General features: G+C 62.0%; 25 protein-coding genes and 1 pseudogene. 10 read left to right on the top strand and 16 right to left on the bottom strand.

From position 1 onward, the window contains the following. Positions 1 to 359: 359 nt before the first annotated feature. The 8 genes from aroE to LG30_RS0114430 form a co-directional block, all read right to left on the bottom strand. Positions 360 to 1181, bottom strand: a complete 822-nt coding sequence (gene aroE / locus LG30_RS0114465) for a shikimate dehydrogenase (protein WP_033131398.1) — start codon at positions 1179 to 1181, stop codon at positions 360 to 362. Between the two features lie 103 nt (positions 1182 to 1284). Continuing rightward, positions 1285 to 2193, bottom strand: coding sequence for an oxygen-dependent coproporphyrinogen oxidase (gene hemF, locus LG30_RS0114460; RefSeq protein ID WP_033131397.1), 909 nt, complete (start codon positions 2191 to 2193; stop codon positions 1285 to 1287). A gap of 100 nt (positions 2194 to 2293) precedes the next feature. Next, positions 2294 to 2854: an L-threonylcarbamoyladenylate synthase type 1 TsaC gene (gene tsaC, locus LG30_RS0114455; protein WP_033131396.1), complete on the bottom strand. Its 561-nt coding sequence runs from the start codon at positions 2852 to 2854 to the stop codon at positions 2294 to 2296. Between the two features lie 138 nt (positions 2855 to 2992). Then, entirely contained in the window at positions 2993 to 3499 is a 507-nt protein-coding gene (gene purE, locus LG30_RS0114450) for a 5-(carboxyamino)imidazole ribonucleotide mutase (protein WP_033131395.1), read from the bottom strand. Positions 3500 to 3573: 74 nt separating this feature from the next. Further along, a complete protein-coding gene (locus LG30_RS0114445; protein ID WP_033131394.1) occupies positions 3574 to 4131 on the bottom strand; it encodes a DNA topoisomerase family protein in 558 nt (185 codons plus the stop codon). A 55-nt stretch (positions 4132 to 4186) separates the two neighbouring features. Then, complete coding sequence (locus tag LG30_RS0114440; RefSeq protein WP_033131393.1) at positions 4187 to 4660, bottom strand: DUF494 family protein; 474 nt, start codon at positions 4658 to 4660, stop codon at positions 4187 to 4189. After that, positions 4653 to 5756, bottom strand: coding sequence for a DNA-processing protein DprA (dprA, locus tag LG30_RS0114435; RefSeq protein ID WP_420796352.1), 1104 nt, complete (start codon positions 5754 to 5756; stop codon positions 4653 to 4655). Before dprA ends, LG30_RS0114440 begins: the two co-directional genes overlap by 8 nt. Positions 5757 to 5769: 13 nt before the next feature. Continuing rightward, positions 5770 to 6858 (bottom strand): LysM peptidoglycan-binding domain-containing protein, encoded by a 1089-nt coding sequence (locus LG30_RS0114430; protein ID WP_033131391.1) that lies wholly within the window; start codon positions 6856 to 6858, stop codon positions 5770 to 5772. Between the two features lie 108 nt (positions 6859 to 6966). Between LG30_RS0114430 and def the strand changes: the two genes are divergently transcribed. The 5 genes from def (at position 6967) to LG30_RS0114405 (ending at position 12851) form a co-directional block, all read left to right on the top strand. Further along, positions 6967 to 7479, top strand: coding sequence for a peptide deformylase (gene def / locus LG30_RS0114425; protein WP_033131390.1), 513 nt, complete (start codon positions 6967 to 6969; stop codon positions 7477 to 7479). Between the two features lie 12 nt (positions 7480 to 7491). After that, the gene (gene fmt / locus LG30_RS0114420) at positions 7492 to 8436 is read left to right on the top strand and encodes a methionyl-tRNA formyltransferase (protein WP_033131389.1); all 945 of its coding nucleotides are present in this window, start codon (positions 7492 to 7494) and stop codon (positions 8434 to 8436) included. Between the two features lie 61 nt (positions 8437 to 8497). Further along, positions 8498 to 9790 carry a 16S rRNA (cytosine(967)-C(5))-methyltransferase RsmB gene (rsmB, locus tag LG30_RS0114415; protein WP_033131388.1) on the top strand — a complete coding sequence of 431 codons (1293 nt, stop codon included), beginning with the start codon at positions 8498 to 8500 and terminating at the stop codon, positions 9788 to 9790. Positions 9791 to 9938: 148 nt separating this feature from the next. Continuing rightward, the gene (gene trkA / locus LG30_RS0114410) at positions 9939 to 11315 is read left to right on the top strand and encodes a Trk system potassium transporter TrkA (protein ID WP_033131387.1); all 1377 of its coding nucleotides are present in this window, start codon (positions 9939 to 9941) and stop codon (positions 11313 to 11315) included. A gap of 93 nt (positions 11316 to 11408) precedes the next feature. Beyond that, positions 11409 to 12851, top strand: coding sequence for a TrkH family potassium uptake protein (locus tag LG30_RS0114405; protein WP_033131386.1), 1443 nt, complete (start codon positions 11409 to 11411; stop codon positions 12849 to 12851). A 146-nt stretch (positions 12852 to 12997) separates the two neighbouring features. On the opposite strand, the gene rmuC is transcribed toward LG30_RS0114405, so the two are convergent. Both rmuC and LG30_RS0114395 read right to left on the bottom strand, forming a co-directional pair. After that, positions 12998 to 14329, bottom strand: a complete 1332-nt coding sequence (gene rmuC / locus LG30_RS0114400; protein ID WP_052101094.1) for a DNA recombination protein RmuC — start codon at positions 14327 to 14329, stop codon at positions 12998 to 13000. A gap of 174 nt (positions 14330 to 14503) precedes the next feature. Continuing rightward, entirely contained in the window at positions 14504 to 14719 is a 216-nt protein-coding gene (locus LG30_RS0114395; protein ID WP_033131385.1) for a hypothetical protein, read from the bottom strand. 138 nt (positions 14720 to 14857) lie between these two features. Here LG30_RS0114395 and LG30_RS0114390 point away from each other — a divergent pair, with 138 nt between their 5' ends. Further along, entirely contained in the window at positions 14858 to 15370 is a 513-nt protein-coding gene (locus tag LG30_RS0114390) for a ferredoxin-type protein NapF (protein ID WP_033131384.1), read from the top strand. A 93-nt stretch (positions 15371 to 15463) separates the two neighbouring features. Here LG30_RS0114390 and LG30_RS0114385 read toward each other — a convergent pair whose 3' ends face one another. From LG30_RS0114385 to aptA, 6 genes and pseudogenes are all read right to left on the bottom strand, one after another. Then, complete coding sequence (locus tag LG30_RS0114385; protein ID WP_033131383.1) at positions 15464 to 15916, bottom strand: Rrf2 family transcriptional regulator; 453 nt, start codon at positions 15914 to 15916, stop codon at positions 15464 to 15466. Between the two features lie 430 nt (positions 15917 to 16346). Further along, positions 16347 to 17186, bottom strand: coding sequence for a PfkB family carbohydrate kinase (locus LG30_RS0114380; protein WP_033131382.1), 840 nt, complete (start codon positions 17184 to 17186; stop codon positions 16347 to 16349). 74 nt (positions 17187 to 17260) lie between these two features. Then, positions 17261 to 18232 (bottom strand): LysR substrate-binding domain-containing protein, encoded by a 972-nt coding sequence (locus LG30_RS0114375; protein WP_033131381.1) that lies wholly within the window; start codon positions 18230 to 18232, stop codon positions 17261 to 17263. A gap of 154 nt (positions 18233 to 18386) precedes the next feature. Then, positions 18387 to 19115, bottom strand: coding sequence for a glutamine amidotransferase-related protein (locus LG30_RS0114370; protein WP_033131380.1), 729 nt, complete (start codon positions 19113 to 19115; stop codon positions 18387 to 18389). A gap of 82 nt (positions 19116 to 19197) precedes the next feature. Next, positions 19198 to 20693, bottom strand: a pseudogene (locus LG30_RS21015) (CoA-acylating methylmalonate-semialdehyde dehydrogenase). A 107-nt stretch (positions 20694 to 20800) separates the two neighbouring features. Beyond that, the gene (aptA, locus tag LG30_RS0114360) at positions 20801 to 22132 is read right to left on the bottom strand and encodes an omega-aminotransferase AptA (protein ID WP_033131379.1); all 1332 of its coding nucleotides are present in this window, start codon (positions 22130 to 22132) and stop codon (positions 20801 to 20803) included. Positions 22133 to 22304: 172 nt separating this feature from the next. On the opposite strand from aptA, the gene LG30_RS0114355 reads away from it, so the two are divergent. The 4 genes from LG30_RS0114355 (at position 22305) to rarD (ending at position 25976) form a co-directional block, all read left to right on the top strand. Then, positions 22305 to 22847, top strand: a complete 543-nt coding sequence (locus LG30_RS0114355) for a cupin domain-containing protein (protein WP_033131378.1) — start codon at positions 22305 to 22307, stop codon at positions 22845 to 22847. 316 nt (positions 22848 to 23163) lie between these two features. After that, positions 23164 to 24660 (top strand): aldehyde dehydrogenase, encoded by a 1497-nt coding sequence (locus LG30_RS0114350; RefSeq protein ID WP_033131377.1) that lies wholly within the window; start codon positions 23164 to 23166, stop codon positions 24658 to 24660. 125 nt (positions 24661 to 24785) lie between these two features. Further along, entirely contained in the window at positions 24786 to 24959 is a 174-nt protein-coding gene (locus tag LG30_RS22550; RefSeq protein ID WP_193354274.1) for a hypothetical protein, read from the top strand. A 120-nt stretch (positions 24960 to 25079) separates the two neighbouring features. Beyond that, positions 25080 to 25976 (top strand): EamA family transporter RarD, encoded by an 897-nt coding sequence (gene rarD, locus LG30_RS0114345; RefSeq protein ID WP_033131376.1) that lies wholly within the window; start codon positions 25080 to 25082, stop codon positions 25974 to 25976. Positions 25977 to 25988 lie beyond the last annotated feature (12 nt).

Genomic DNA, 25988 nt, shown 5'->3' with positions numbered 1-25988 from the left:
GACTAGCTAGCACTTCCTCAACTATCTAGTTAGTCAGCAGCATTTCAAGCAAGTTCCGCTGTATCGGAAAAAAACTTGAAGAATCTTTCGAGTAGGCAAGCAAGATAAGATTAACCAACTGTTTTAAAACAATTTAAATAAAAACCCTCTCTAATACAGAAGCACTGACGCTTGAAGATTTTACGGCTATTTCGCCCTGAGCGAGGGCAGAGCGGCTACTCGGACCCATCGCAGACGCCGTTGAACAATAGTTACATCGGCTGTCCTCGATCATCGCCTCTTGCTGCCGCTTCTACTGCACGCCGTCATGTACATGTCACGCCCCGCCAAGCGTCAGATCGGGAAACGGATACCCTGGTTCACAGTATCCCCAGATTGCGCTTCAACTCTCGCAATACCTGTTTGGTTCCGGGTCTGATACCACGCCACACGGTGAATGCCTCGGCTGCCTGCTCCACCAGCATGCCCAGCCCATCCATGGTCTGCCGGGCACCATGCTGCTTTGCCCAATGAATAAAGGGGGTGTCCATCGCACCGTACATCATGTCGTAGATGGCGATATCGGCGTGGATCAGGGCTGGATCGAGAGGGGGCAAGTCTCCCTGCAAGCTGGCGGAAGTGGAATTGATGATGAGATCGAACGGCCCCTGCAGTGCCTCGTAGCGCTGGGATCCAACGGCCCCCAACTCATGAAACTCGGTCGCCAGCTGCTCAGCCTTGGCATGGGTGCGGTTGGCGATCACCAGCTCGACTGGTTGTTCGGCCAGCAGGGGAGCCAGCGCCCCCCGGGCCGCGCCACCCGCTCCGAGCAGCAGGATACGGCTACCCGCCAGAGTGATGCCGTGGGCCTTGAGATCCGCCACCAGACCAGCCCCATCGGTATTGTCCCCGAGCAGCACGCCGTCGTCCGTCAGCTTGATGGTGTTGACCGCTCCCGCCAGCCTGGCCCTTGGACTCAGCCGATCGACGAGAGAAAACGCCTGCTCCTTGAAGGGAACCGTCACGTTGCAACCCTTGCCTCCCTCGGCAAAGAAAGCACGCAGGACGATGGCAAAGTCATCGACGGCAGGTTCTGAAAGACCGTACTCCAACGCTTGCTGGGTCTGTCTGGCAAATAGGGTGTGGATAAAAGGGGACTTGCTGTGGCGCACCGGGTGGCCAAAAACCAGATAACGATCCATCAATGAGTTCCATCAGAAGGCGATTGTCCGATTTAACGGGTTTTCCCCCTCGGGAACAAGCCGAATATCGGCAACAAAAAGGGGCCGATAAAGGCCCCTCTGCTCACAACCAGTCTCTTGGTACCAGGTAGTCGCGGTAGAGCAATGCCTCTGGGCTGCCCGCCTCCGGCTGCCAGTCATATTCCCAACGCGCCAGGGGGGGCATGGACATCAGGATCGACTCGGTCCGGCCACCGGTCTGCAGGCCAAACAGGGTCCCCCTGTCGTAGACCAGGTTGAATTCCACGTAACGACCACGACGATAGAGCTGGAACGCTCGCTCCCGCTCACCATAAGGCTCTGTCTTGCGACGTTCGACGATCGGCAGATAGGCGTCGAGATAGCCATTGCCTACCGCCCGCATGAAGGCGAAACAATCCTCGAATGGCCAACGGTTCAGATCGTCGAAGAAGAGACCGCCAACCCCGCGCGTCTCGTTCCTGTGTTTGAGGAAGAAGTAACTGTCGCACCAGGACTTGAACTCGGGATAGATATCCTCGCCAAAGGGCTGACAGAGGTCGTGGGACACCTGATGCCAGTGCAGTACATCTTCAGCCAAGGGGTAAAACGGCGTTAGATCGAAACCACCGCCAAACCACCAGATGGGATCCTCTCCCTCTTTTTCGGCGATGAAGAAACGTACGTTGGCATGGCTGGTCGGCACATGGGGGTTGTGCGGGTGGATCACCAGCGAGACCCCCATGGCCTCGAACGTGCGACCCGCCAGTTCGGGACGGTGAGCGGTCGCCGATGCTGGCATGGCGTTGCCATAAACATGGGAGAAGTTGACGCCGCCTTGCTCGATCACGGCGCCCTGACGCAATACCCGGGTGCGGCCACCGCCGCCACCGTCGCGGGTCCAGGCATCCTCCACGAAGCGCCCTTCCCCATCGGCCTGCTCCAATGCCCGGCAGATCTCGTCCTGCAACTGCAGCAGGAAGGCCTTGACCTGGGCCACGTCCGGTTTGCTCATCTCGTCTCCAGTCAGGCGGGGTCATGCCCTGCCTGTTTTATTATGATGTCGCAACAGGGCTCGAGGCGCGCCGCTCTTCGACAAAAGAAAACTCCCCTCCTCAGGAAGGGCGAATGACGGCGCCGGTTCTGGCGTCCTTGATCTCGGATGGATTGGCCTGGTCGCCCACTTCGCCGGGCAGCACATAGGCCAGCAGTTGTGTCAGGGTTGCCCCTATGTCGGCTGTGCAACGGGCCGGCTCTTCACCGGTCAGGTTGGCACTGGTGGAGACCAGCGGCTTGCCATAGGCGCGGCACAGGGCCTGCACCTGGGGATGAGCGCTGACGCGCACTGCCAAGGTATCGAAACGACCCGTCAGCCAGGCAGGCGTCGTGGCGCGGGCCGGCATGATCCAGGTGAAGGGACCCGGCCAACTCGCCTGCACGCGAGCAAGCTGCTCGGGGCTGAGCTGGCTGAGATCGATGTAATCCTGCAACTGCGCCACATCGGCGGCGATCAGGATCAAGCCCTTCTCCACCGGACGTTGCTTGATGGTCAGCAGGCGCTGCACCGCTGCCTCGGAGTCGGGATCACAGCCCAGGCCAAACACGGCCTCGGTCGCATAGGCGATCACCCCGTCGGTGCGGAGGGCGGCAATCGCTTGTTCAAATTCATTTGGCATAAAAAATGCGGCAGCCAAGCTACCGCCTCATCACTTATTAAGATTGAACCTGTTAGAGCGGCAGCCGCCGGTGCACATTCGCGCACCCTGTTATCCAGGAAAAGCACAAACCTGTCCGGCTGGCTGCCGCCTCATTACTTACTTGAGCAGTTCAGCCTGCAGGGCGGCATCCTTGGCCATCACCTCTTCGGCATTCTTCTGGCGCTCGGCCCGCACCTTGGCTGCCAGCTCGTCATTACCGACCGCCAGCATCTGGGCAGCCAGGTAACCTGCGTTCTTGGCGCCGGCTTTGCCGATCGCCACTGTCGCTACCGGCACGCCACCCGGCATTTGCACGGTGGAGAGCAGCGCATCCAGGCCCTTGAGCGGACCGCCATCGATAGGCACTCCGATCACCGGGCGGGTGGTGATGCCAGCGACGGCACCGGCCAGGTGGGCAGCCAGCCCGGCGGCACAGATAAAGACCTTGCAGCCACGGGCTTCGGCATCGGTGACGTACTGATGCGTCGCCGCCGGAGTACGGTGCGCGGAGGTCACTTTCACTTCCACTGTGATATCAAAGGTCTTGAGGACTTCAAGGGTGGTTTGCATCACGGGGAAATCTGAGTCAGAGCCCATCAATACGGCAACAAAGGGTTTATTCATGGTGGGAATTTCCTTACTCCAAGTGGGGGGTTGAAGTTCGCCGAAAACGTTTCAATTTGGTTACGGCGGCGGGATTATACCTGCTCAGTTTGATGGCCGCATTTCTTTTGCGGGCAGATCCAGCACAGATTTCCCCTCACTTTCTTCTCTACCATGATGCCCCAGCCACATTTTGGGCAGGGCATGGGGATCGGCTTGTCGTTAACCACATATTTACAATGGGGATAGCCGTCGCAGGAATAAAACTGTTTGCCGTAGCGGGAAGTGCGGCTCACCAGATGGTTCTTGCCACACTCGGGACAGGGTATCTGGGTATCGTCGCTCTCCTGCAGAGATTCGATGTGCTGGCAGGCCGGATACTGGGTACAACCCACAAACAGGCCGTAGCGTCCCTTCTTGATCGCCAGTGGCTGGCCGCAGTCCGGACAGGCCGAACCCTCGAGCACCTTCTCGATGTCGCGACCGGAGGGGGTCAGGGAACGGATATAGTCACAGGAGGGGTAGGCGGAGCAGCCGAGAAAGGGGCCATGCTTGCCCTGGCGGATCACCAGCTCGGCACCACACTGCGGGCAAGGCTCCCGCTCGAACGCAGGTTCGTGGGTGGAGAAAAGGTGATGATCGATCTTTGACATGGGCCGCGCCTTGAAATCCAGATGGTCTGAATTCTACCAGCGCGGCACCGGACTGTCAGTGGATGACGCCGTCTGACTCATCAAACACCAGCTCTTCCATCTGCTGGTAGGCATTTTCACTGCCCGGTACGTTGAAAAGAACCATCATGACTACCCATTTGAGATCATCCAGCTCGATATCCGGTTTATCCAGCTCGAGCAGGCGCTCGATACAGATCTCGCGAGTCTCGGCATTCAATACCTGGGCCTGCTCCAGGAACAACAGGAAGCCGCGACACTCGGTGCCCAGACGAGCCAGCTCTTGCGGGGCATAGATCCGCATCGAGCCCTGCGCGCTGGCGGTGACATACACCTCCCGCTCGCTGTCATGCAGATTGGCCAGCCGTTCCAGCCAGTTGAGCGCCTTCTCGATCTCGTCCGGATTGAAACCGGCCCGGCTCAGTTCGTCGGTGAGTTCATCCTGCTCGACCATCACATCTGCATCACTGTGGATGTAGGTCTCGAAAAGGTACATCAATACATCAAACATGATTCGCCCTCCTCGTTCTGACGTATCCACCGGCTACCGCCATCACTGCACCGGCCAGCTCCAGCTCTACCAACCTGCCGAGGACTTGCTCGACAGGAAGCCGGGACCGCTCGGCAACGGTATCCACGCTCGTGGCTTCATAATCTACGTTATCCAACAAATCGGCATAAGGCAATTCGCTATTATGCGAAGGCTCGGGAGAGCGGCTCATGGGTCGTGGCAGGGATGCCAAGGCCGGCAGCTCTTCCATCACATCGGCTGCGGTCAAAACCAACTTGGCGCCCTGTTGGAGCAACCGGTTGCAACCCGCGGCCTGGGCATTTTGCGGGGCGCCAGGCACGGCAAACACCTCGCGGCCCTGCTCCAGTGCGTAACGTGCAGTGATGAGGGAACCGCTCTGCTCGGCGGCCTCCACCACCAAGGTTCCGAGTGACAGGCCGCTGATGATGCGATTGCGACGGGGAAAATGCTCGGCCAAGGGTCCCTTGTCCGGTGCCAGCTCGGAGATAAGCAGACCGCCGCGATCCAGGATCTGTTCGGCCAGCCCCTGATGGCGCTTGGGGTAGAGACAATCCAACCCGGAACCCAACACCGCAAGGGTCACGCCGCCCACAGCCAGCGCCTGTTGATGACAAACCCCATCGATACCCAGCGCCAACCCCGAGGTGATTGCCAGGCCGCAGGCCACCAGCTCGGCGCACAGGCGAGCCGCGTTGTCCTTGCCGGCATAGGTAGGATGGCGCGTGCCCACCATCGCCAGTTGCGGCAGCGCGAGGGCATCCAGCTCGCCACGGCAATAGAGCAACAAGGGGGCGGCCGGGATCTCTCTTAACAGGGTGGGATAATGAGGAGAGTCGGGACAGACAAGATGATGGCCTTGCCTAGTGGCCCAGTTCAGGCTCTGTTCCACCTCGGGTTGCGGCCATCTGAATTGCCGGATCTGGGCCTCATCGAGACCAATCTCCCGCAGTTTCCTGTCATCACAGTCAAACAGGGCGGCGATGTCGCCCTCGAAGCGGGCCAACAGGCGTGAGGCGGTGACCGGGCCTATGCCACTCACCGCATCCAGCGTCAGCCAGAGTGCGAGTCGTTCCAACGAGGGCGACACGTCAGAAATTGCTGACCTGATAACCGGAACCGACCATGTCCTGGCTCTGCAGGATGAGGCCGTAACTCAGCTTGTCGTACACCTTGAACAGCATGACCCTGGCAACCGCCTCGGCCGGCAGGGATGACTTGCCCGCGGAATAGAATGCCTTGTCATAAATGGAGGAATACTCCCGGTACGATACCTTGCCATTCTTGTCCACCATCTCGGCGCCCGGACGCTGGATCTCGAGCACATCGCCGGGGGACACCTGATCCCGCAACCCCTTGTTGATGAGGACAACGTCAAACTTGCCGCCACCGTGCGCCTTGCTCGGCAACTCGATCACATAACCGGGGGTGATGGCCGGCGCCGCCTTTGGCATGAAGACGGCGGAGAGGCTCTCCTGGGGTGGCAAGGGGATGATCTTGTCCCCCTGATACACCTCGCGCCGGTTGTGGGTGAGCGTGACTCTGGTGCTGTTGTTGGCCAGCCGCTCCTCGGCCCTGACCGTACCGACAAAGACCGCCTCCTGGCCGAGTTGCTCCCCGGTTTTTCTGTCCTTGTACACGACTCCGGGATGATAGACGCCGTAGTCCTGGCCCGGGGTCAACGAACCCTGCACATAGAGAGTATCCCCTTCCAGCATGCCGACATGCTTCTCGTTATTGCCGAGGACATAGGGCATATCCTTGCTCTGCTGGCTGTCGGCCAGGATGTGATCGGTCTGCAGGAAGGGGCCTATCTCGCTGAGTGGCAACGTCGGGATAGGGCTGGCCTTGTTTTCATAGCGGTTCTTGGGGGACAGGTGAATGACCTGCTTGCCACCCTGGCTGGCCTTGCCGAGGCGCGGCTCGCCATTGACCCAGCTCAGTTGCAGCACATCGTCCGGGTAGATCCAGTGCGGATTGGCGATTTGAGGATTGATGTTCCAGAGACGTGGCCAGAGCCAGGGTTCGGCCAGATACTGGCCCGAGATATCCCAAAGAGTATCCCCTTTCTGCACCACATAATTGTCAGGATGGCCAGGTTTCAGCGTCAGCTGCTGCGCCATGGCGCCACTGGTCAGGGTTACCGCCAGGCAGGCGAAGATGGTTTGCTTCAGATGCATAACACTCCCTGTTACTTCTGCACGCAAAGTGTTGCTGTTTTTTGTCGACGTAAATGACTAGAATTACGTCAATATTGACTGCATTTATACGAAACTAAAGAAAAAACTATGGCCATTCTAGATGTATTGCGTTTCCCCGATGAGCGTCTGCGTACTATCGCAGCCCCTGTCGAGACCATTACACCCGAGTTACAACAGATTGTAGATGATATGTTCGAAACCATGTACGCGGAGGAGGGCATAGGCCTGGCCGCGACTCAGGTCGACATTCATCAGCGCATCATAGTGATCGATGTCTCTGAAAACCGTGAAGATCAGCTGGTATTGATCAACCCCGAAATCCTGGAGCAGTCCGGCAGCACCGGCATCGAAGAGGGTTGCCTCTCCGTCCCCGGCAGCCGCGCCCTGGTGCCACGCGCCGAGTGGGTCAAGGTGCGGGCACTGGATCGCAACGGCAAGCCTTTCGAGCTGGAAGCGGACGATCTGCTCGCTATCTGCATACAGCATGAGATGGATCATCTGGTCGGCAAGCTGTTTGTGGATTACTTGTCCCCGCTCAAGCGCCAGCGCATTCGTCAGAAGCTGGAAAAGATGGCCCGCGAAGATCGCCAAGCCCTCTGAGGATCTGCCCCATTGAATAAGCTGAAACTGATTTTTGCCGGTACCCCCGACTTCGCCGCCCGTCACCTGGCGGCGTTGTTGTCTTCCGACCACGAGGTCGTCGCCGTCTATACCCAGCCCGACAAGCCGGCCGGCCGTGGCCAGAAGCTGACCGCCAGCCCGGTCAAGGAGCTGGCCCTCGCCCACGGCCTGCCGGCCTATCAGCCCGCTTCCCTGCGCAATGAAGAGGCCCAAGCCGAACTCAGGGCGCTGGGTGCCGACCTGATGGTGGTGGTGGCCTATGGCCTGATCCTGCCGAAAGCGGTGCTCGACACCCCGCGTCTCGGTTGCATCAACGTGCACGGCTCCCTGCTGCCGCGCTGGCGCGGTGCCGCCCCTATCCAGCGTTCCATCTGGGCAGGGGATGCCGAGACCGGCGTGACCATCATGCAGATGGACGTGGGGCTGGATACCGGCGCCATGATCCGCAAGGTGAGCTGCCCCATCGCCTTTGATGAGACCTCTGCCAGCCTGTATGACAAGCTGGCCGAGCTGGGACCGCAGGCGCTGGTCGAAACCCTCAACGCCATGGCCGCCGGTGATACCGCCGCCGAGCAGCAGGACGATGCGCTGGCGAACTACGCCCAGAAGCTCTCCAAGGAGGAGGCCCGCATCGACTGGTCCATGGATGCCGCCGCCATCGAGCGCTGTATCCGTGCCTTCAATCCCTGGCCCATCAGCTGGTTCGAGGTGGCGGAGCAGACCATCAAGGTCTGGCAAGCCGAGGTGCTCGAGCAGGAACATGGCCAAGCTGCCGGCACTCTGCTCAAGGCCGACAAGCAGGGGATCGATGTCGCCACCGGCAAGGGTGTGCTGCGCCTGCTGACCCTGCAACCGCCCGGCAAGAAGGCCATGTCCGTCTCGGATCTGCTCAACTCTCGCCGCGACTGGTTTGCACCCGGCACGCAATTGAATTGAACTGGATTGAATTGACACAAGTCGGGACTCAGGCCCCGACTTGCGCATCTAAGGTAACCATATGAAAACACGTGCACAGGCCGCTCTCGTTATTCAACAGGTGTTGGATCAGGGCCAATCCCTCTCCGCTGTTCTGCCTGCTGCCCAGGAGAAGGTCGCCCCTCGCGATCGCGCCCTCCTGCAAGAACTCTGCTACGGCACCCTGCGCTGGCTGCCCCGCCTCGATGCGGCGGTGAGCGAGATGATGGACAAGCCGCTCAAGAACAAGAGCCGCATCTTCCACTACCTGATCCTAGTCGGCCTCTACCAGCTCATCTACACCCGCATTCCGGCTCATGCCGCCGTGGCCGAGACCGTCAACGCCGTCAAGCTGCTCAAGGGCACCTCCCTGCGTGGTCTCATCAACGGCGTGCTGCGCAACTTCCAGCGCAGTGCCGAAGTCATACTGCTGCGCATCGACCGTGTCCCCAGCATCCGCCTCGGCCACCCAGAATGGATCACCAAGCGCCTACGCCAGGCCTATCCCGAAGACTGGGAGTTCATCATGGAGGCCAACAATCAGCGCCCCCCCATGTGGATCCGCAACAACAGTCAGCGCCAGAGCCGCGAGCAGATGCTGGCCCGCATGGCCGAAGCCGGCATCAACGCGGTGGCCGGCGAGGAAGGGGACGACTGCATCCTGCTGGAACGCCCCTGCGACGTGACCAAGCTGCCCGGCTTCGAGCAGGGCGACTGCTCTGTACAGGATGGTGCCGCCCAGCAGGCCGCCCGCCTGCTCGACCCCCAACCGGGCGAATGGGTGCTGGACGCCTGCGCTGCCCCCGGTGGCAAGACGGCTCACCTGTTGGAATTGCAACCTGCCCTCGCCGGCGTCATCGCGGTCGATGCGGACGAGAACCGCCTCAAGCGGGTGCAGGAGAACCTGGATCGCATCGGCCTCCAGGCCCGGGTGATCCATGGCGATGCCAGCACGCCGGACCAATGGTGGCCACAGGGTCAGTTCGATCGCATCCTGCTCGATGCCCCCTGCTCCGCCACCGGCGTCATCCGCCGTCACCCCGACATCAAGTGGTTGCGCCGGGATCAGGACATCCGCGAGCTGGCCGAACTGCAGCGCCGCATCCTCAATGCCCTCTGGGCCAAGCTGAAGAGCGGTGGCACCCTGCTCTACGCCACCTGCTCCGTGCTGCCGGAAGAGAACCGCGACCAGATCCGCGCCTTCCTGGCCGCGACCCCGAATGCCCGCCTGGTGCCCCTGCACGCGCAGGACAATCCGGACTGCCCGGGTCGCCAGTTCCTGCCAGGCGAGGCGGAGATGGACGGTTTCTACTACGCCAAGCTGATCAAGCAGTAAGCTGCAGATGATGGGTCAGGGCGTCGGATTGGGCGCCCTCGTTTCGAAGCAACCATGTTGAGCAAGGTTTCCCGATGAAGATCATCACTCTGGGCGTCACACCGGCTGTCCCCTCCCGTAATGAAGCAACCTTGAGCAAGATTTCCCTATGAAAATCATCATTCTTGGCGCGGGCCAGGTCGGCGGCACCCTGGCGGAGAACCTCGCCGGTGAGAACAACGACATCACCATAGTCGACACCGACAGCGACCGTCTGCGGGAATTGCAGGACAAGTTCGATTTGCGGGTGGTGAACGGCCACGGCGCCCACCCCAGGGTGCTGCGGGAAGCCGGTGCCCAGGATGCGGACATGCTGGTCGCGGTCACCAACAGCGACGAGACCAACATGATCGCCTGCCAGGTGGCCTACTCCCTGTTCAACACCCCGAACAAGGTGGCGCGGATCCGCTCCCCCGCCTATCTGGTGGAGCGGGATCGGCTGTTCCTGCCGGAATCCGTGCCAGTGGATCACCTGATCGCCCCCGAGCAGCTGGTGACCGACTATGTGCGTCGCCTCATCGAGTATCCGGGCGCGCTGCAGGTGGTTGATTTTGCAGGCGGCAAGGTGGGTCTGGTGGCGGTCAAGGCCTACTACGGCGGCCCCCTGGTGGGCAATGCGCTCTCCACCCTGCGGGATCACATGCCGAACATCGAGACCCGGGTCGCCGCCATCTTCCGTCAGGGCCGCTCCATCCGCCCGCAAGGCACCACCATCATAGAGGCGGATGACGAGGTGTTCTTCGTCGCCGCCGCCGGCCACATCCGCGCCGTGATGTCGGAGCTGCAACGGCTCGAGAGCCCCTATCGCCGCATCATGATCGTCGGGGGCGGCAACATAGGTGCCGGCCTCGCCCGCCAGCTGGAGAAGCGCTACAGCGTCAAGCTCATCGAGCGCAACCAGAAACGCGCGGAGCAGTTGTCCGAGCTGCTGGAGAACACCATCGTCTTCTGCGGCGACGCGGCGGATCAGGAGCTGCTGGCGGAGGAGCACATCGATCAGATCGACGTCTTCATCGCGGTGACCAACGAGGACGAGGCCAACATCATGTCGGCCCTGCTCGCCAAGAAGATGGGCGCCAAGAAGACCATGGTGCTGATCCAGCGCGGCGCCTACGTGGATCTGGTGCAGGGCGGCTCCATCGACATCGCCATCTCGCCCCAGCAGGCCACCATCTCGGCCCTGCTGACCCACGTGCGCCGGGCGGATATCGCCAACGTCTACAGCCTGCGCCGCGGTGCGGCGGAGGCCATCGAGGCCATCGCCCACGGTGACGAGAACACCTCCAAGGTGGTGGGCAAGACGGTGGGCGAGCTCAAGCTGCCACCGGGCACCACAATCGGCGCCGTGGTGCGCGGCGACGAGGTGCTGATCGCCCACGATCGCACCCAGATCCAGCAGGATGACCACGTGGTGATGTTCCTGGTGGACAAGAAGTACATCCCGGAAGTGGAACGCCTGTTCCAGCCCAGTCCTTTCTTCCTGTAAGCCCTCCATGCAACAGGCTGCGACATCCAGACCCGGACATTTCCCAGAGGGAAGGTCCGGGTCTTTTTTCAATCAACGACCCGGTTATCTTGCATGATCAAGCTGCGTCCCATCGTCTTCACCCTCGGGCTGGTGCTCTCCAAGCTGGCCCTGTTCATGTGGCTGCCCACCCTGCTGGCGCTGCTCACCGGTTCCGAGGGCTTCGTCGAATTTCTCAAGTCCGTGCTGATCACTCACGGCGCCGCCCTGCTCTGCCTGCACTACGGGCGCAAAGCGGAATTTCACCTCGGGGTGCGGGAGATGTTCCTGCTCACCACCTCGGTCTGGGTGGTGGCTTGCATCTTCGGCGCCCTGCCGTTCTTCTTCATCAACCACATCGACTTCACCGACGCCTACTTCGAGACCATGTCAGGGGTCACCACCACGGGTTCCACCGTGCTGTCCGGGCTGGACGGCATGGCCCACAGCATCCTGCTGTGGCGCTCCATCCTGCAGTGGTTGGGGGGCGTTGGCTTCATCGTGATGGCGGTGGCCGTGCTGCCCTACCTCAACGTCGGCGGCATGAAGCTGTTCCAGACCGAGAGCTCGGATTGGTCCGACAAGAGCGCGCCGCGCGCCAAGACGGTGGCCAACAACATAGTGGTGGTCTACCTGGTGCTCTCCATGCTCTGCTTCCTCGCCTACTGGGTGAGCGGCATGACGCTGTTCGAGGCGGTCAACCACTCCATGACGACCCTCAGTACCGGGGGGTATTCCACCTCGGATCAGTCCATGTCCCACTTCTCCAACGCGGCGCACTGGATTGGCACCCTCTTCATGTTCCTCGGCGGCCTGCCCTTCCTGCTCTACATCCAGAGCCTGAACCGGCGCGACAACAGCCTGCTCAAGGATGCCCAGGTGCAGGGCTTCTTCTGGCTGGTGGTCTGGGTCACCGTCATCGTCACCTTCTATCTCTGGGTCAGGGACATCTACGGCTTCATGGATGCCCTGCGCATCAGCAGCTTCAACATCGTCTCGGTGCTCACCACCACCGGCTTCGGCCTCGGTGACTTCGGCACCTGGGGACCGCTCACCAGCATCATCTTCATCATCTTGCTGGCGCTCGGCGCCTGCTCCGGCTCCACCGCCGGGGGCCTCAAGATCTTTCGGGTGCAGGTAGCCTTCTCCCTGTTCAGGAAGCAGATGCGCCAGCTGATGCATCCCTCCGCCGTGTTCCCGCAGAAGTACAACGGCCGTCCGGTCAACGACGCCATCATCCGCTCCCTGATCTCCTTCGTGCTGGCCTACTTCGCCATCATTCTGTTTATCGCCGCCCTGCTCGCCGCCATCGGCCTGGATCCCCTGACCGCCATCTCCGGCTCCATCACGGCGGTGGCGAACGTGGGTCCCGGCATGGGACCTGTCATCGGTCCCAGCACCAACTTCGCCAGCCTGCCTGACTCGGCCAAGTGGATATTGTCGTTTGGCATGCTGCTGGGCCGGCTCGAGATCTTGACGGTGGCGGTGATCTTCTTCCCCTCTTTCTGGCGGCAGTAGCCACTGCGGCTAATCAAACCTGTGGAGCCCATAGTATTCGCAGGTTCGAATAGCGAAGCATATTCGCACTATGGCGTTCAGGACGATAACAAGAAGGGCAGCCCACGGGCTGCCCTTCTTCATGGAGTGAACTGCAAGATCCGGCGCTACTCGGTGGTGTCTTCCCGCTCCAGCGCGCGGTTGATCAGGGGCTCCGGCAGCGGCTTGGTCACCTCCACCCCCAGCTCGCGGAAACGCTCGGCCTGGGCGATCAGGTTGCCACGGCCATTGACCAGCCGACCCATCGCCTTGTCGTAGCTCTCCTGCGCCTTGTGCAGGCTGCCCCCCATCTGCTGCATCTCCTCCACGAACAGCCGCAGCTTCTCGTACAGCCGCCCGGCCCGCTCGGCGATCTGACGTGAGTTCTGGTTCTGGCGCTCGTAGCGCCACAGGTTTTCTATGGTGCGCAGCGCCACCATCAGGTTGGTGGGGCTGACCAGCAGGATGTTGTGATCCAGCCCGTAGCGCACCAGGGAGGGGTCCGCTTCCAGCGCGGTCAGGAAGGCCGGCTCCACCGCCACGAACATCAGCACATAGTCCAGGGTGCGCACCCCGGGCAGTTGCTGGTAATCCTTGCGGCCCAGCTCGCGGATGTGGTTACGCACCGAGGCAACGTGCTCCTTGAGCGCCACAGCCTTCTCCAGCGCGTCGTCGCTGTTGTACCAGCGCTCGTACGCGGTCAGGGACACCTTGGCATCGATGATGATGTCCTTTTCCTGGGGCAGGTGGACGATCACGTCCGGCTGGTAGCGCTTGTTCTTCTCCACCTCGATGTTGACCTGGGTGTGGTACTCGTGGCCCTCCCGCAGGCCGCACTCGGAGAGGATCCGGGCCAGCACCACCTCCCCCCAGTTGCCCTGCTGTTTGCTGTCGCCCTTGAGGGCGCGGGTGAGCGCCGCCGCCTCCTCGGTCATGCGGGCATTGAGCTCGGCGAGGCGCTCCAGCTCGAACTTCAGGCTGTGGCGCTGGGCCGTCTCCTGGGCGTGGGTCTCCCCCACCTGGCGGCGGAAACCCTCCAGCTGCTCCTTGAGCGGGGTCAATAACAGATCCAGGCTGTTCTGGTTCAAGTCGCGGAAGTTACCGGCGTTTTGCTCGAAGATACGGTTGGCGAGGTTTTCGAACTGCAGGCTGAGGCGAGCCTCGGACTGCTGCTGCAGTTGCAGCTTCTCGGCGCTGGCGAGGCGCTCGCTGCGCAGGGTGGCTTCGGCATCCTTGAGGCGGGCGGTGAGCTTGAGCAGCAGGGCCTGCTGCTGCTCCAGCTTCTGTTGGCCCAGCATCTTCTCGTCCTGCAGCTCGTCGAATCGGTCCTGCAGCGCCTGATAACGCTCCTCGGTGAGCAGGGTCTCTTCACGGGCGCCACGGCGCCCCACCAGCCAGCCAAGTCCCAGGGCAAGCAGCCCCGCCAGCAACGCTGGCAGCCAGGCGCTCATCGCGATCATCGGCGACTCCGCTGGCGCAGGAAGAGTTCGACATAACGGCCAAGCAGCGGTCGTGGCTGGACATTGGCCAGAGCAGACAACCCGATCATCGACGGCCCCGTTGGCGCAGGAAGGGTCCGATATAACGGCCAAGCAGCGGTCGTGGCTGGACATTGGCCAGAGCAGACAACCCGATCATCGACGGCCCCGCTGACGCAGGAAGAGTTCGAGATAGCGGTTGAGCAGCAGCCAGAGCAGGACATAGAGAAGGTAGGCGGCCAGCACCACCCACTTGTGGCTGTTGACCCCGGTGTCGAGCTCGGCAAACTCGATATCCTTGATGTCGCAGTAGGCCCACATCAGCAGCGGGAAGACGTAGAGCAGGGAGGCACGCCAGAGAAATAACCACATGTGTATGTTCAGCCACGCAAAAAGACCTGCCTAGCTTACACAAGGGCAACCCGGCTTGCGATCCTGCGCCACGCTATTCTCTGGCTTGCCGACGTAAAACTGGCTAAAATTAACCCCTATTAGGTACTCGGGGTAGGCATGACGCATTTTTTCTGTCGCTGGTTGATGAACGCACTGGGAGAGCCCGGCCAACCGGCCGTGGTTTGTCATGAGGCACGCCCACCCTGGGCCATCGAGGAATCCCAATTCCTCTCCTTGTGCAGCCGCTGCGGTGACTGCTTCAAGGCCTGCCCCAACGGCCTGCTCAAACCAGCCGATCAGCCAGAATACGACGACACCCCCATCGCCGGCACCCCGGTATTGGATCTCGCCTGTGGCCAGTGCAGCTACTGCGGCAGCTGCGCCAGAGCCTGCCCCACGGGGGCGCTGGATCTGCGCCTCGGTCGCCAGGTACAGACCCGGGTCAGGATCGAGGCGAGCTGCCAGTCCCGCCAGGGTTTCTACTGCCTGTTGTGCGAGGACGCCTGTCCCCAGCAGGCGATCAAGGCCAGCAGCGACGGGGTGAGCATCAACATGGCGGCCTGCGATGGCTGCGGCGCCTGCGGCCTCGCCTGCCTGCACGGCGCCATCACCCTGATCCCCCAGCACTGAGATCCCGCGTCTCGACCCCTGCTCCCGGCAAGGGCATCACCCCTCCCGGAAAACACAAAGGGGCCCGCAGGCCCCTGATGATCTGGCCGTCCCTCAGGACATCACCAGAATATTATCCTGCTCTATGCCAAGCAGGTGGCAGAGTCGGGTCGGATCTCGCACCGCATCCGCCAGTGTGTATTCCCCCAGCACCTCGAGGAAGGCGTTCATGGCGCGGCGCAGAATGCCCTGAATGCGGCAGCCACCGGACAGGCGGCAGTTCTCGCGCTTGCAGTCCACCGGGCAGAGCACGTTCTCCATGTCCATCACCACGTCCCGCAGGTTGATGGAGACGGCTGAACGGCCGAGGCGGATGCCGCCATGCTTGCCACGTACCGTCTCGATGTAACCCTTGATGCCGAGCTGATGCACTATCTTGACCACGTGGTTGCGGGAGATGGCGAAGGTGTCGGCCACCTCTGTGATGGTCGACAGGCGATCACCTGGCTGGATCGCCAGAAACGTCAGGGTACGCAGGGCGTAGTCGGTAAATCGTGTCAGTTGCATGGTCGCACTTGCCTCTTACTACAAGCCAGAAATCAGGACGACAACCGGTGGCCAAGAGGTGAGATGACAGGTGCGCCGGCACAGGATCCGCTTCTTCAGCCGAGTCGTGGAGTGACAAGGTTAAGAGCAGCCCGGACGGGTGTCGACGAAGATGTACATAAATCGACACTTTCTTTGATTGATCGCAAACTTGCCGGCTCGAGGGGAGGTTTGGGCCATTTCTGGCGGCGAACTACCGCCAGCCAGTCTGGCCCGAACCGGGTAAAGAGGGACTGGTCGAGGCGCCTCAGAACCTGTTCACGATCTGTCACGAGAGGCTGTCAGCAAGGTGAAGAGCAGCACAGGAACCGGAGTTTATAGGCATAAATGAGGATTCCGAGCAGCACATGAGCCTTGATCACGGTCTCGCAGTTAGATCGTGAACAGGTTCTCAGTGAGGCTGCTTCAACCAGTTTCTCAGCGCCTGGGAGGGGATGGAGCTCTCGGAGGCCACCGCGAAGGCGCCCCAGTCCACCGCGCACTGCAGGGCATCCCCTATCGCCATACCACACGCCAGGCCGTGGATGAGGCCGCCGGCGAAGGCATCCCCCGCCCCCGTGGTATCCACCACGGACACGGGTCTCGCGGCCACCCGGATCTGCTCCTCGCCGTGGATGGCCACGGCCCCCGCCTTGCCCTCGGTCAGTACCAGCCACTCCAGCTGATCCCCCGCCAACTGGCGGGCGTGCAGCCAGGGATCGCTCACCTCGGCGAGATCCGAGCGGGAGGCCACCAGCACGTGGCAGGGGCGACGGGCCTGACCGCCCTTGGGGTACTGGGCCACCACGAAGCTCTTGCCGAGCATCTGACGCATGTAGCCGATGATGGCGGTGCCGGGGTAGTTGACGTAGAGGCAATCCACCCCTTCCGTCGGCAGGTCGCCGGGCAGATCGGGACGGCGCGGGCGCCGCAGTATGGTGCGCTCGCCGGTGGAGTCCACCAGGATCAGCAGCTCGCCGGTCTCGCCACCGAAGCGCTCCACATGGGCACAGTTCAGGCCGTGGCCAGCCGCCTGCTCCAGCAGCCAGTCGCCGGTCTCGTCCAGCCCGACCCGCGAGGCGATGCGCACCTCGTGTCCCGCCCACACCAGACCGATGCCGCTGTTGGCGGCGCCGCCCCCGAGCCTGCGCCCCTGATCCACATACTGCAGCCGTGCCCCCGCCACCAGCGGTTCGGCCAGGGAGAGCACGTGATCACAGTTGAGATTGGCAAGCAGCAGGATGCGGGACATGGGAACCTCCTAAACGGGAAGGGCCCGGCGGGGCCCAAGATAGCGGTGTCATCAGGGGAATGACGGGAGAGGAGTCAATAGACAGGCAGTTCCACCCCGGCCAGCAGCTCCTCGATGCGCGCCTGGGTCGGCTGCTGCATCACATTCTGGATCATCTCCTTGGTGAGATGGGGGGAGAAGGAGCTGATGAAGTCATACATGTAGTTCTGTAACAAGATGCTCTTGCTGAAGCAGAGCTGGGCGGGGCAAGGCTCGAACAGGTATTCCAGATTGATGGCCACCAAGCCGGGGGCATCATGGTCGTTGGCCACCAGGGACGAGATGATGCCAATGCCAAAACCCAGCTCCACGTAGCGCTTGATGACGCCGGCATCCATCACCGTCATGTAGTAGTTCGGGCTGAGGCCGGCCGCCTGGAACACCCGATCCTGTACCTGACGCCCGGTGGCGCCACTCTCGTAGCTGAGGATGGGATACTGGCAGAGCTGCTCCAGGCTCGGCTTCTTCACCTTGGCCAGGGGGTGATCCTGCGGCACCACCAGGGACAGGGTCCAGAGGTAGGCGGGCAGCGCGATCAGCTCCTTGTCGAAACCGATCTCGTGGGCCACGATGGAGAAATCCGAATACCCCTTGCTGATCTGCTCCTTGGTCGCCGACATCACGGGATGCAGGTGGAACGAGATCTTGGGGTACTTCTTGGTGAAATAGGTGACGCTTTTGGGCAACAGGTAGCGCGCTATGGTGTGAGTGGTATGGATGTTGAGCGTGCCCACGGTCGGATCCAGATACTCGCGAGAGATGGCCTTGATCTTGCCCTCGATGTTGAGCATGGCCTCGGCGCACCTGATGATCTCTTCCCCCACCGGGGTGATGCGATGCAGGTGCTTGCCACGCCGCTCGAAGATACGCACCCCCAGCTCGCTCTCCAGCAAGCCGATCTGCTTGCTCACCCCAGGCTGGCTGGTGTAGAGCGCATCGGAGGCGACGGACACGTTGAGATTGTGGTCCCGCACCGCGATCAGATACTTCAACTGCTGTAGTTTCAAGGTTGCATCCTCACTGGCTGGCGCGGCTGTCATCAGATGGACAAGGCCGCCACAAATGGCGGCCAGTGTATCATCCGAACTTGGCATATCACCGCTTGATCCTTCATTTTGCTACAAAATCTAGCATCTGCCGCGGTGATATGACAAACGGGGTTCAGCGCAATGCGGGCCCGACCGGCAGTATGCCGAGGAACTGCAACAACCACTGCATCATGGTGGCCGAGTCCACCTCCCCCTCCAGGGAGGAGAGGCTGCTCTGGTAATGCTCGTCGGGCAGCCTGTCCCGGCGTCGCTCGATCAACGCCCGGTTGTACTCCACCGAAAATTCCGGATGACCCTGGATGGCCACTATGTGATCCCCCTGCAGGAACATGAAGTTGGGGCAGAAATCGTTGCCCGCCAGCAGGGTCGCCCCCGGCGGCAGCTGCTCCACCTGATCCTGGTGACTGGCCAGGATCCGGATGGTCTCCAGCTCCGGCTGCATCCAGGGTTTCGCCGCCTGCATGGGGTGCACCGAGACGCCGAGCCCCCAGCCCTTGGTGGACTTCATCACCTCCCCCCCCAGCGCCTGGGCGATCACCTGATGGCCGAAACAGACCCCGGCCAGCTTGACGTTGGCGTCGTGGGCCTGGCGGATCCAGTCCCGCAGCGCCAGGATCCAGGGCAGATCGCTGTAGGCATCGTGGCGCGATCCTGTGATGAGCCAGGCATCGCACTCGTTCAAGTCGCTCGGCAACTCTCCATCGAGCGCCGACCAGACCCGGTATTCGAGCGCCGGCGCCAGCGCCCGGAAGCCCTTGATAAACATCTCGGAGTAAACGGGGCCAAAACTTCCCACCAAATCGGGATCCAGCCGGTCACAATCGAGAATTCCCAGTCGCATCTGTCACTCCTTCACAGGGATAGCGGGGCACTCCGGCGGATCCCTCCGCCGGGCCATGCCTGGGCTAACTACTGCATGGTTGTCATTTCATGGTCGGCATGGAGAACTCGGCGCCGGCGCGCAGGCTCTGGGGCCAACGGGCGGTCACCGTCTTCATCCGGGTGTAGAAACGCACCCCGTCCGGCCCGTGCATGTTGAGCGGCCCGAAGATGGACCGCTTCCAGCCACCGAAGCTGTGAAACGCCATGGGCACTGGTATGGGTACGTTCACCCCTACCATACCGACCTGCACCCGCGTGGTGAAGTCCCTTGCAGTGTCGCCGTCACAAGTAAAGATGGCGGTACCGTTGCCGTACTCGTGTTCGTTGATGAGCTTGAGCGCCGTTTCATAGTCCGGTGCCCGGACGATGGCCAGCACCGGGCCGAAGATCTCCTCCCGGTAGATGCGCATCTCGGGGCCCACCTTGTCGAACAGGCTGCCGCCGATAAAGTAGCCGTCCCCATGACTCACGCCACGGCCATCGACCACCAACGCAGCCCCCTCGGCTACCCCCTGATCCACGTAACCGCGCACCTTGGCCAGGTGCTCGCGGCTGATGAGCGGTCCCATCTCGTTCTCCGGGCTAGGGCCCAGACCGGGTCCGACCCGCAGTTTCTCCACCAGCGGCGCCAGCTTCCCGACCAGGGCGTCGGCGGTGTCATCGCCGACACCAGGGCCACCGAGATCGCCATGCAGCGTTCGCCGGCGGCGCCATAGGCCGCCCCCATCAGGGCGGAGACCGCCTGATCGAGGTCCGCGTCCGGCATCACCAGCATGTGGTTCTTGGCGCCACCCAGCGCCTGCACCCGCTTGCCGTGGGCCGAGGCGGTGGCATAGATGTATTGGGCTATGGGGGTGGAGCCGACGAAGGAGACAGCGCCGACCCGCGGATCAGTCAGCAGCACATCCACCACTTCCTTGTCACCGTTGACCACGTTCAGCACCCCGTCCGGCAGGCCCGCCTGCTTGAGCAGCTCGGCCATGCGCAGGGCCAGTGACGGATCCTTCTCGGACGGCTTGAGGATGAAGGTATTGCCGCAGGCCAGCGCCACCGGGAACATCCACAGCGGCACCATGGCCGGGAAGTTGAACGGCGTGATGCCGGCGCAGACCCCGACGGGTTGCATCATGGAGTGGCTGTCGACCCCCCGGCCCACGTTGAGGGAGTGCTCCCCCTTGAGCAGATGGGGGATGCCGCAGGCAAACTCCACCACCTCCAGCCCCCGGGTCAGTTCACCCTGGGCGTCGGAGAACACCTTGCCGTGCTCGCGGCTGATGAGCCTGGCCAGCTCATCCCTGTACTGCTCCATCAGCTCCTTGAAGCGGAACATCACCCGTGCCCGCACCAGCGGCGGGGTCTGGGACCAGTCCGCGAAGGCGCGCTCCGCGCTGGCGATGGCCTCGGCACACTCGGCGGCGGTGCTGAGCGCCACCGAGCCCTGCTGCTGGCCGGTGGCCGGATTGAAGATGGCGCCGAAGCGCTCGCCACGACTCTCTTGCAGCTGGCCGTCGATGAAGTTGTTAACCCTGTATGTCATATATCCTCCGTGATGGGTAATGCTGGTCGCTCCCGTGCGCGGCCATTGGCGTCAGGCACGGGAAGAGGGCGCCCGCTCGGCGGGCCCCCTGCAATCCAATGAAAGGGTCACTCCTGCGTCTGCAACACATCCTGCAGCAGGGTGAAGAGATCGTCGATCTGGCTGCGCTCTATGATGAGGGGTGGCGACAGGGCGATGATGTCGCCGGTGACCCGGATCAGGGCCCCCTTCTCGAAGCAGCGCACGAACACCTCGTAGGCGCGCTTGCCCGGCGCATCCGGCAGGGATTCCAGCTCTATGCCCGCCACCAGGCCGTAGTTGCGCACGTCTTTCACATGCTTGCAGCCCTTGAGGGAATGGGCGGCCTCCTCCCAGTAGCCCGCCAGATCGGCGGCGCGGCTCAGCAGGTTTTCGCTCCGGTAGATTTCGAGGGTCGCGAGCCCAGCGGCGGCGGCCACCGGGTGGCCGGAGTAGGTGTAACCGTGGAACAGTTCGATGGCACCCTTGCCCGCGGCCATCATGTCGTCATAGATGCCATCGCGCACCAGCACGGCCCCCATGGGGATGGCCCCGTTGGTGAGCCCCTTGGCGCAGGTGATCATGTCGGGCATGACGTCAAACTCCTGGGCGGCGAAGGGAGCGCCGAGGCGGCCGAAGCCGGTGATGACCTCGTCAAAGATCAGCAGGATGCCGTGTTTGGTGCAGATCTCCCGCAGCCGCTTGAGGTAACCCTTGGGCGGCATGATGACGCCGGTGCTGCCGGCGATGGGTTCGACGATGACGGCCGCTATGTTGCTGGCGTCGTGCAGGAAGACGATCTTCTCGAGTTCGTCGGCCAAGGTAGTGTCTTCTGCTGGCAGGCCTCGGGTGAAAGCATTTTTGGCGATATTCAGGGTGTGGGGCAGATGATCCACCCCGCCGAGCAAAGAGCCGAACCACTTGCGGTTGCCGGGGATGCCGCCGACCGAGATGCCGCCGAAGCCGACCCCGTGGTAGCCACGCTCGCGGCCGATGAGGCGGGTGCGGGTGCCCTGGCCCCGTGCCCGTTGCCAGGCCAGCGCCATCTTCAGTGCCGTGTCCACAGCCTCCGAGCCCGAGTTGGTATAGAAGACGTGGCCAAATCCCTTGGGGGCGATTTCCACCAGTTGGTTGGCCAGCTCGAACGGCAGAGGGTGGCCCATCTGGAACGTAGGTGCGAAGTCGAGATGGGAAATCTGCTGGGAGACCGCCTCGGCGATCTCGCGCCGACCATGACCCGCGTTGCAACACCAGAGTCCGGCGGTGCCATCCAGTATCTTGCGGCCATCCTCTGAGTGATAATACATCCCCTCTGCCGACTTCAGGATGCGCGGCGCCGCCTTGAACTGCTGGTTGGCGGTGAAGGGCATCCAGAAGGCGGACATGTCGGAAGGGGTATTGATGTCGCTAATCGGTTTCATGGTCACCTCATCCTTAAGGCGTTTAGTAACGCTTGGCTAGTGCCTATTAAATTAAACACTAGAATCCATAAAAAAGGGCTCTTTATCGCCCTGCTTGGTGTCACCCCCTCGGGGTGGTATAAGATATTTAACACAATTTTAATAATAGTAAACAGTCAAGGAGTGTCTATCGATGGATATCGGTCACCGCCTCAAGGCGGTTCGCACCAAGGCAGCCCTCTCCCAGCGCGAGCTGGCCAAGCGCTCGGGTGTGACCAACGGCTTTATCTCCCAGATCGAAAAGAATCAGGTGAGCCCCTCCGTGGCCTCACTGCGCAAGGTGCTGGAAGGCATTCCCATGTCGCTCGCCAGCTTCTTCACCGATGAGACGGAGATGGATTCCGAGGTGATCTTCCGCGCGGACGACATGCCGGATCTCGGCACCCATCCCATCAGCTACCGGTTGGTGGGCCACAGCCGTGCCAACCGCGCCATCGGCATGATGCAGGAGGTCCTTCCCCCCGGCGCCGACACCGGCGACGACATGCTGAGCCACGAGGGGGAAGAGTGCGGCATCGTCATCCAGGGCCAGGTCGAGGTCACCGTCGGCGAGCAGGTCCACCTGCTGGCACCGGGAGATGGTTACTACTTCGACAGCCGCACCCCGCACCGTTTCCGCAACCTGGGCGAGCAGGAGTGCGTGCTGATCTCCGCCAATACCCCCGCCAGCTTCTAACCGACAGCGCCCATGGTCGGACGCACGGGAGCCTGTCCGATCCCGGCTAACGCCCCGCCAGCGTCTGACCGCCGGCAACGACGGTCAGACCCACTGAAATCGGGCCGATCCTGGCTAATATCCCCCCAACGTCTGACCCTCGGCAACGGCAGTCAGACTCACTGAAACCGGCCCGATCCTGGCTAACGCCCTCGTCAACCGCCCCTGGCTGACGAGGGCGAATGTTTAATAAAGTTGTTCACATATGATTTACAAGCGGCGACATGTTTAGCATATTGATACACAGAGACTGTCTTTGCCGGTTCAAGGAGTGAACATGAGTGACCTGACCCTGGCCCAGTGGCAACACAAGGCCTCCCATCTGACCCTGCCCTCGCAAGCCTTTATCGACGGCAACTACCGGGACGCCGTGAACGGCGCCACCTTCGACTGCATCAACCCGGCCAACGGCCAGCTGCTGACCAAGGTCGCCTCCTGCGATGCCGCCGATGCCGAGCTGGCGGTGAAAGCTGCCCGCGCCGCCTTCGATGACAAGCGCTGGAGCGGGCTGGCCCCGAAACAGCGCAAGCTCATCATGCAGCGCTTCGCCGAGCTGATGCGTCTCAACCAGGTGGAGCTGGCCCTGCTGGAATCCCTGGACATGGGCAAGCCCATCGGTGACGCCATGGGCTACGACGCCCCGGCCGCCGCCAACTGCATCGCCTGGAACGCCGAGGCCATCGACAAGATCTACGATCAGGTCGCCCCGGTAGAAGAGTCCGCCCTGGCGCTGGTGACCCGGGAGGCGCTGGGCGTCGTCGCCGCCATCGTGCCCTGGAACTTCCCGCTGGTGATGGCCTGCTGGAAGCTGGGCCCGGCGCTCGCCACCGGCAACTCCGTCATCCTCAAGCCGTCCGAAAAATCCCCCCTCACCGCCTTGCGCATCGCCGGTATCGCGAAAGAAGCGGGCATCCCCGACGGCGTCTTCAACGTGCTGCCGGGCTTTGGCCACACGGTCGGTGAGGCGCTGGCCATGCACATGGACGTGGACTGCATCACCTTTACCGGCTCCACCAAGATCGGCAAGCATCTGGTGCAGTGCTCCGGCAAATCCAACCTCAAGCGCGCCTTCATGGAGTGCGGCGGCAAGAGCCCCAACATAGTGCTGGCGGATGCGCCGGATCTGGACGCCGCCGCCAAGAGCGCCGTGGGCGCCATCTTCTACAACCAGGGCGAGGTGTGCACCGCCGCCTCCCGCCTGCTGGTGCAAAACAGCATCAAGCCGCAGTTCATGGCGCGGCTGCTGGCCCATGCCCGCGAATGGATCGCCGCCAACCCGCTGGATCCCGCCACCCGTATCGGCGCCATGGTGGACGGCATCCAGATGGAGCAGGTGTTGAACTACATCGCCATCGGCCAGCAGGAGGGCGCCAGACTGCTGCTGGGGGGCAAGCGCACCCACACAGAGAGCGGCGGCTTCTATATCGAGCCCACCATCTTTGACGAGGTGACGCCGCAGATGCGCATCTTCCGCGAGGAGATCTTCGGCCCCGTGCTGGCGGTGACCGGCTTCGACACGCTTGAAGACGCCATCGCCCTCGGTAACGACACCGACTACGGCCTGGCGGCCGCCATCTGGACCGCGGACTTGAACAAGGCAGTCAAGGGCTCCCGCGCCCTGCGTGCCGGCACCGTGTTCGTCAACAACTGGGACGGCGGTGACATGACGATGCCGTTCGGCGGCTTCAAGCAGTCCGGCAACGGACGTGACAAGTCCCTGCACGCGCTGGAGAAGTACACCGAGCTGAAAAGTACCTGGATCCAGCTCGAATAACGCCAGATATGACCATATCAGCGTGACTAGGGGGAGAAATCCCCCTTTTTCATTTTTACCCTTTCATCACCGGCCTCAATCGATATAATCGTCAAATAGACAAGCCATTAAATATAAAGATAAAAATGTTGTTCTTCCTGGCGAGTGTACTGTTTCTGGTGGTGGGTCTGCCGCTGCTGTTCTTCATGTTGGGTCAGGGTGAAGCCTACGTGACCTGGGGCCCCTGGATCTCCGCCATCGCCCTCATGCTGTGGCTGCTGATGGACGTGGAGAAGATCCGCCGTGGCGGCGGTCGCTGACCCGGTCCTGCCGTAAAAATCCCCTCCGACCCATTTATTGACTTCTTTCCCCCCAAAAGGATCGCTACACTGACTTTTTGCGATGTTTTCCAACATCCGCTCTCCAGTGAAGGTTTCCGCATGCAACAACAAGTTCAGCGCCAGGGCGTCATCTATGCCCTGTGCGCCTATACCCTTTGGGGTCTGGCCCCCATCTACTTCAAGACCATCTCCGCCGTGCCGGCCGCCGAGATCCTGACCCACCGCATGATCTGGTCCTGCGCCCTGCTGATGGTGATGACCCTGCTCGCCCGCCAGTGGCACAAGGTGCAGGCGGTCCTGCGCCAGCCCAAGGTGCTGCTCACCCTGGCCTTCACCTCGGTCACCGTCGGCGGCAACTGGCTGCTTTTCATCTGGGCCATCAACAACGGCCACATGCTGGATGCCAGCCTCGGCTACTACATCAACCCGCTGTTCAACGTGCTGCTCGGCATGCTGTTCCTGAGTGAGCAGCTGCGCCGTCTGCAGTGGTGGGCGGTGGGACTGGCGGTGGTCGGCGTCGCCGTCCAGCTCATCGCCTTCGGCTCCCTGCCCTGGATAGCGCTGGTGCTGGCGTCGAGCTTCGCCATCTATGGCCTCATCCGCAAGAAGCTGGCCCTCGATGCCCTCACCGGCCTGCTGATCGAAACCCTGATCATGCTGCCGCCGGCGGCCATCTATCTGTGGGGCTTCGCCGACAGTCCCACCAGCCATCTGACGCAAAATGACTGGCACCTCAACCTGCTGCTGATCGCCGCCGGGGCCGTCACCACGGCGCCTCTGCTCTGCTTCACCGCAGCCGCCACCCGTCTCAAGCTCTCCACCCTGGGCTTCTTCCAGTACATAGGCCCCAGCCTGATGTTCATCCTGGCGGTGACCCTGTACGGCGAGGCGCTGGCGCTGGACAAGATGATCACATTCGGCTGCATCTGGAGTGCCCTGGTGCTGTTCACCCTGGACGGGCTGCGCAGCGGTAAACGACGCCAGGGTGCGGCCTGAGGCGGCGCAATA

It is taken from the genome of Aeromonas aquatica, assembly GCF_000764655.1.
GTDB classification, from domain to species: domain Bacteria; phylum Pseudomonadota; class Gammaproteobacteria; order Enterobacterales; family Aeromonadaceae; genus Aeromonas; species Aeromonas aquatica.
The sequence above is the reverse complement of the archived record's forward strand: the minus strand, read 5'-3'. Positions and strand labels throughout refer to the sequence as shown.

Excerpts from the sequence above, each read along its gene's own strand:
- LG30_RS0114385 (WP_033131383.1), bottom strand. The coding sequence starts at position 15,916 with ATGCAACTGACACGATTTACCGACTACGCCCTGCGTACCCTGACGTTT.
- LG30_RS0114370 (WP_033131380.1), bottom strand. The coding sequence starts at position 19,115 with ATGCGACTGGGAATTCTCGATTGTGACCGGCTGGATCCCGATTTGGTG.
- def (WP_033131390.1), top strand. The coding sequence starts at position 6,967 with ATGGCCATTCTAGATGTATTGCGTTTCCCCGATGAGCGTCTGCGTACT.
- LG30_RS0114355 (WP_033131378.1), top strand. The coding sequence starts at position 22,305 with ATGGATATCGGTCACCGCCTCAAGGCGGTTCGCACCAAGGCAGCCCTC.
- LG30_RS0114430 (WP_033131391.1), bottom strand. The coding sequence starts at position 6,858 with ATGCATCTGAAGCAAACCATCTTCGCCTGCCTGGCGGTAACCCTGACC.
- rmuC (WP_052101094.1), bottom strand. The coding sequence starts at position 14,329 with ATGATCGCGATGAGCGCCTGGCTGCCAGCGTTGCTGGCGGGGCTGCTT.
- rsmB (WP_033131388.1), top strand. The coding sequence starts at position 8,498 with ATGAAAACACGTGCACAGGCCGCTCTCGTTATTCAACAGGTGTTGGAT.
- purE (WP_033131395.1), bottom strand. The coding sequence starts at position 3,499 with ATGAATAAACCCTTTGTTGCCGTATTGATGGGCTCTGACTCAGATTTC.
- LG30_RS0114440 (WP_033131393.1), bottom strand. The coding sequence starts at position 4,660 with ATGTTTGATGTATTGATGTACCTTTTCGAGACCTACATCCACAGTGAT.
- LG30_RS0114390 (WP_033131384.1), top strand. The coding sequence starts at position 14,858 with ATGACGCATTTTTTCTGTCGCTGGTTGATGAACGCACTGGGAGAGCCC.
- LG30_RS22550 (WP_193354274.1), top strand. The coding sequence starts at position 24,786 with ATGTTGTTCTTCCTGGCGAGTGTACTGTTTCTGGTGGTGGGTCTGCCG.
- LG30_RS0114445 (WP_033131394.1), bottom strand. The coding sequence starts at position 4,131 with ATGTCAAAGATCGATCATCACCTTTTCTCCACCCACGAACCTGCGTTC.
- LG30_RS0114350 (WP_033131377.1), top strand. The coding sequence starts at position 23,164 with ATGAGTGACCTGACCCTGGCCCAGTGGCAACACAAGGCCTCCCATCTG.
- LG30_RS0114395 (WP_033131385.1), bottom strand. The coding sequence starts at position 14,719 with ATGTGGTTATTTCTCTGGCGTGCCTCCCTGCTCTACGTCTTCCCGCTG.
- LG30_RS0114405 (WP_033131386.1), top strand. The coding sequence starts at position 11,409 with ATGATCAAGCTGCGTCCCATCGTCTTCACCCTCGGGCTGGTGCTCTCC.
- aroE (WP_033131398.1), bottom strand. The coding sequence starts at position 1,181 with ATGGATCGTTATCTGGTTTTTGGCCACCCGGTGCGCCACAGCAAGTCC.
- hemF (WP_033131397.1), bottom strand. The coding sequence starts at position 2,193 with ATGAGCAAACCGGACGTGGCCCAGGTCAAGGCCTTCCTGCTGCAGTTG.
- rarD (WP_033131376.1), top strand. The coding sequence starts at position 25,080 with ATGCAACAACAAGTTCAGCGCCAGGGCGTCATCTATGCCCTGTGCGCC.
- trkA (WP_033131387.1), top strand. The coding sequence starts at position 9,939 with ATGAAAATCATCATTCTTGGCGCGGGCCAGGTCGGCGGCACCCTGGCG.
- aptA (WP_033131379.1), bottom strand. The coding sequence starts at position 22,132 with ATGAAACCGATTAGCGACATCAATACCCCTTCCGACATGTCCGCCTTC.
- tsaC (WP_033131396.1), bottom strand. The coding sequence starts at position 2,854 with ATGCCAAATGAATTTGAACAAGCGATTGCCGCCCTCCGCACCGACGGG.
- LG30_RS0114380 (WP_033131382.1), bottom strand. The coding sequence starts at position 17,186 with ATGTCCCGCATCCTGCTGCTTGCCAATCTCAACTGTGATCACGTGCTC.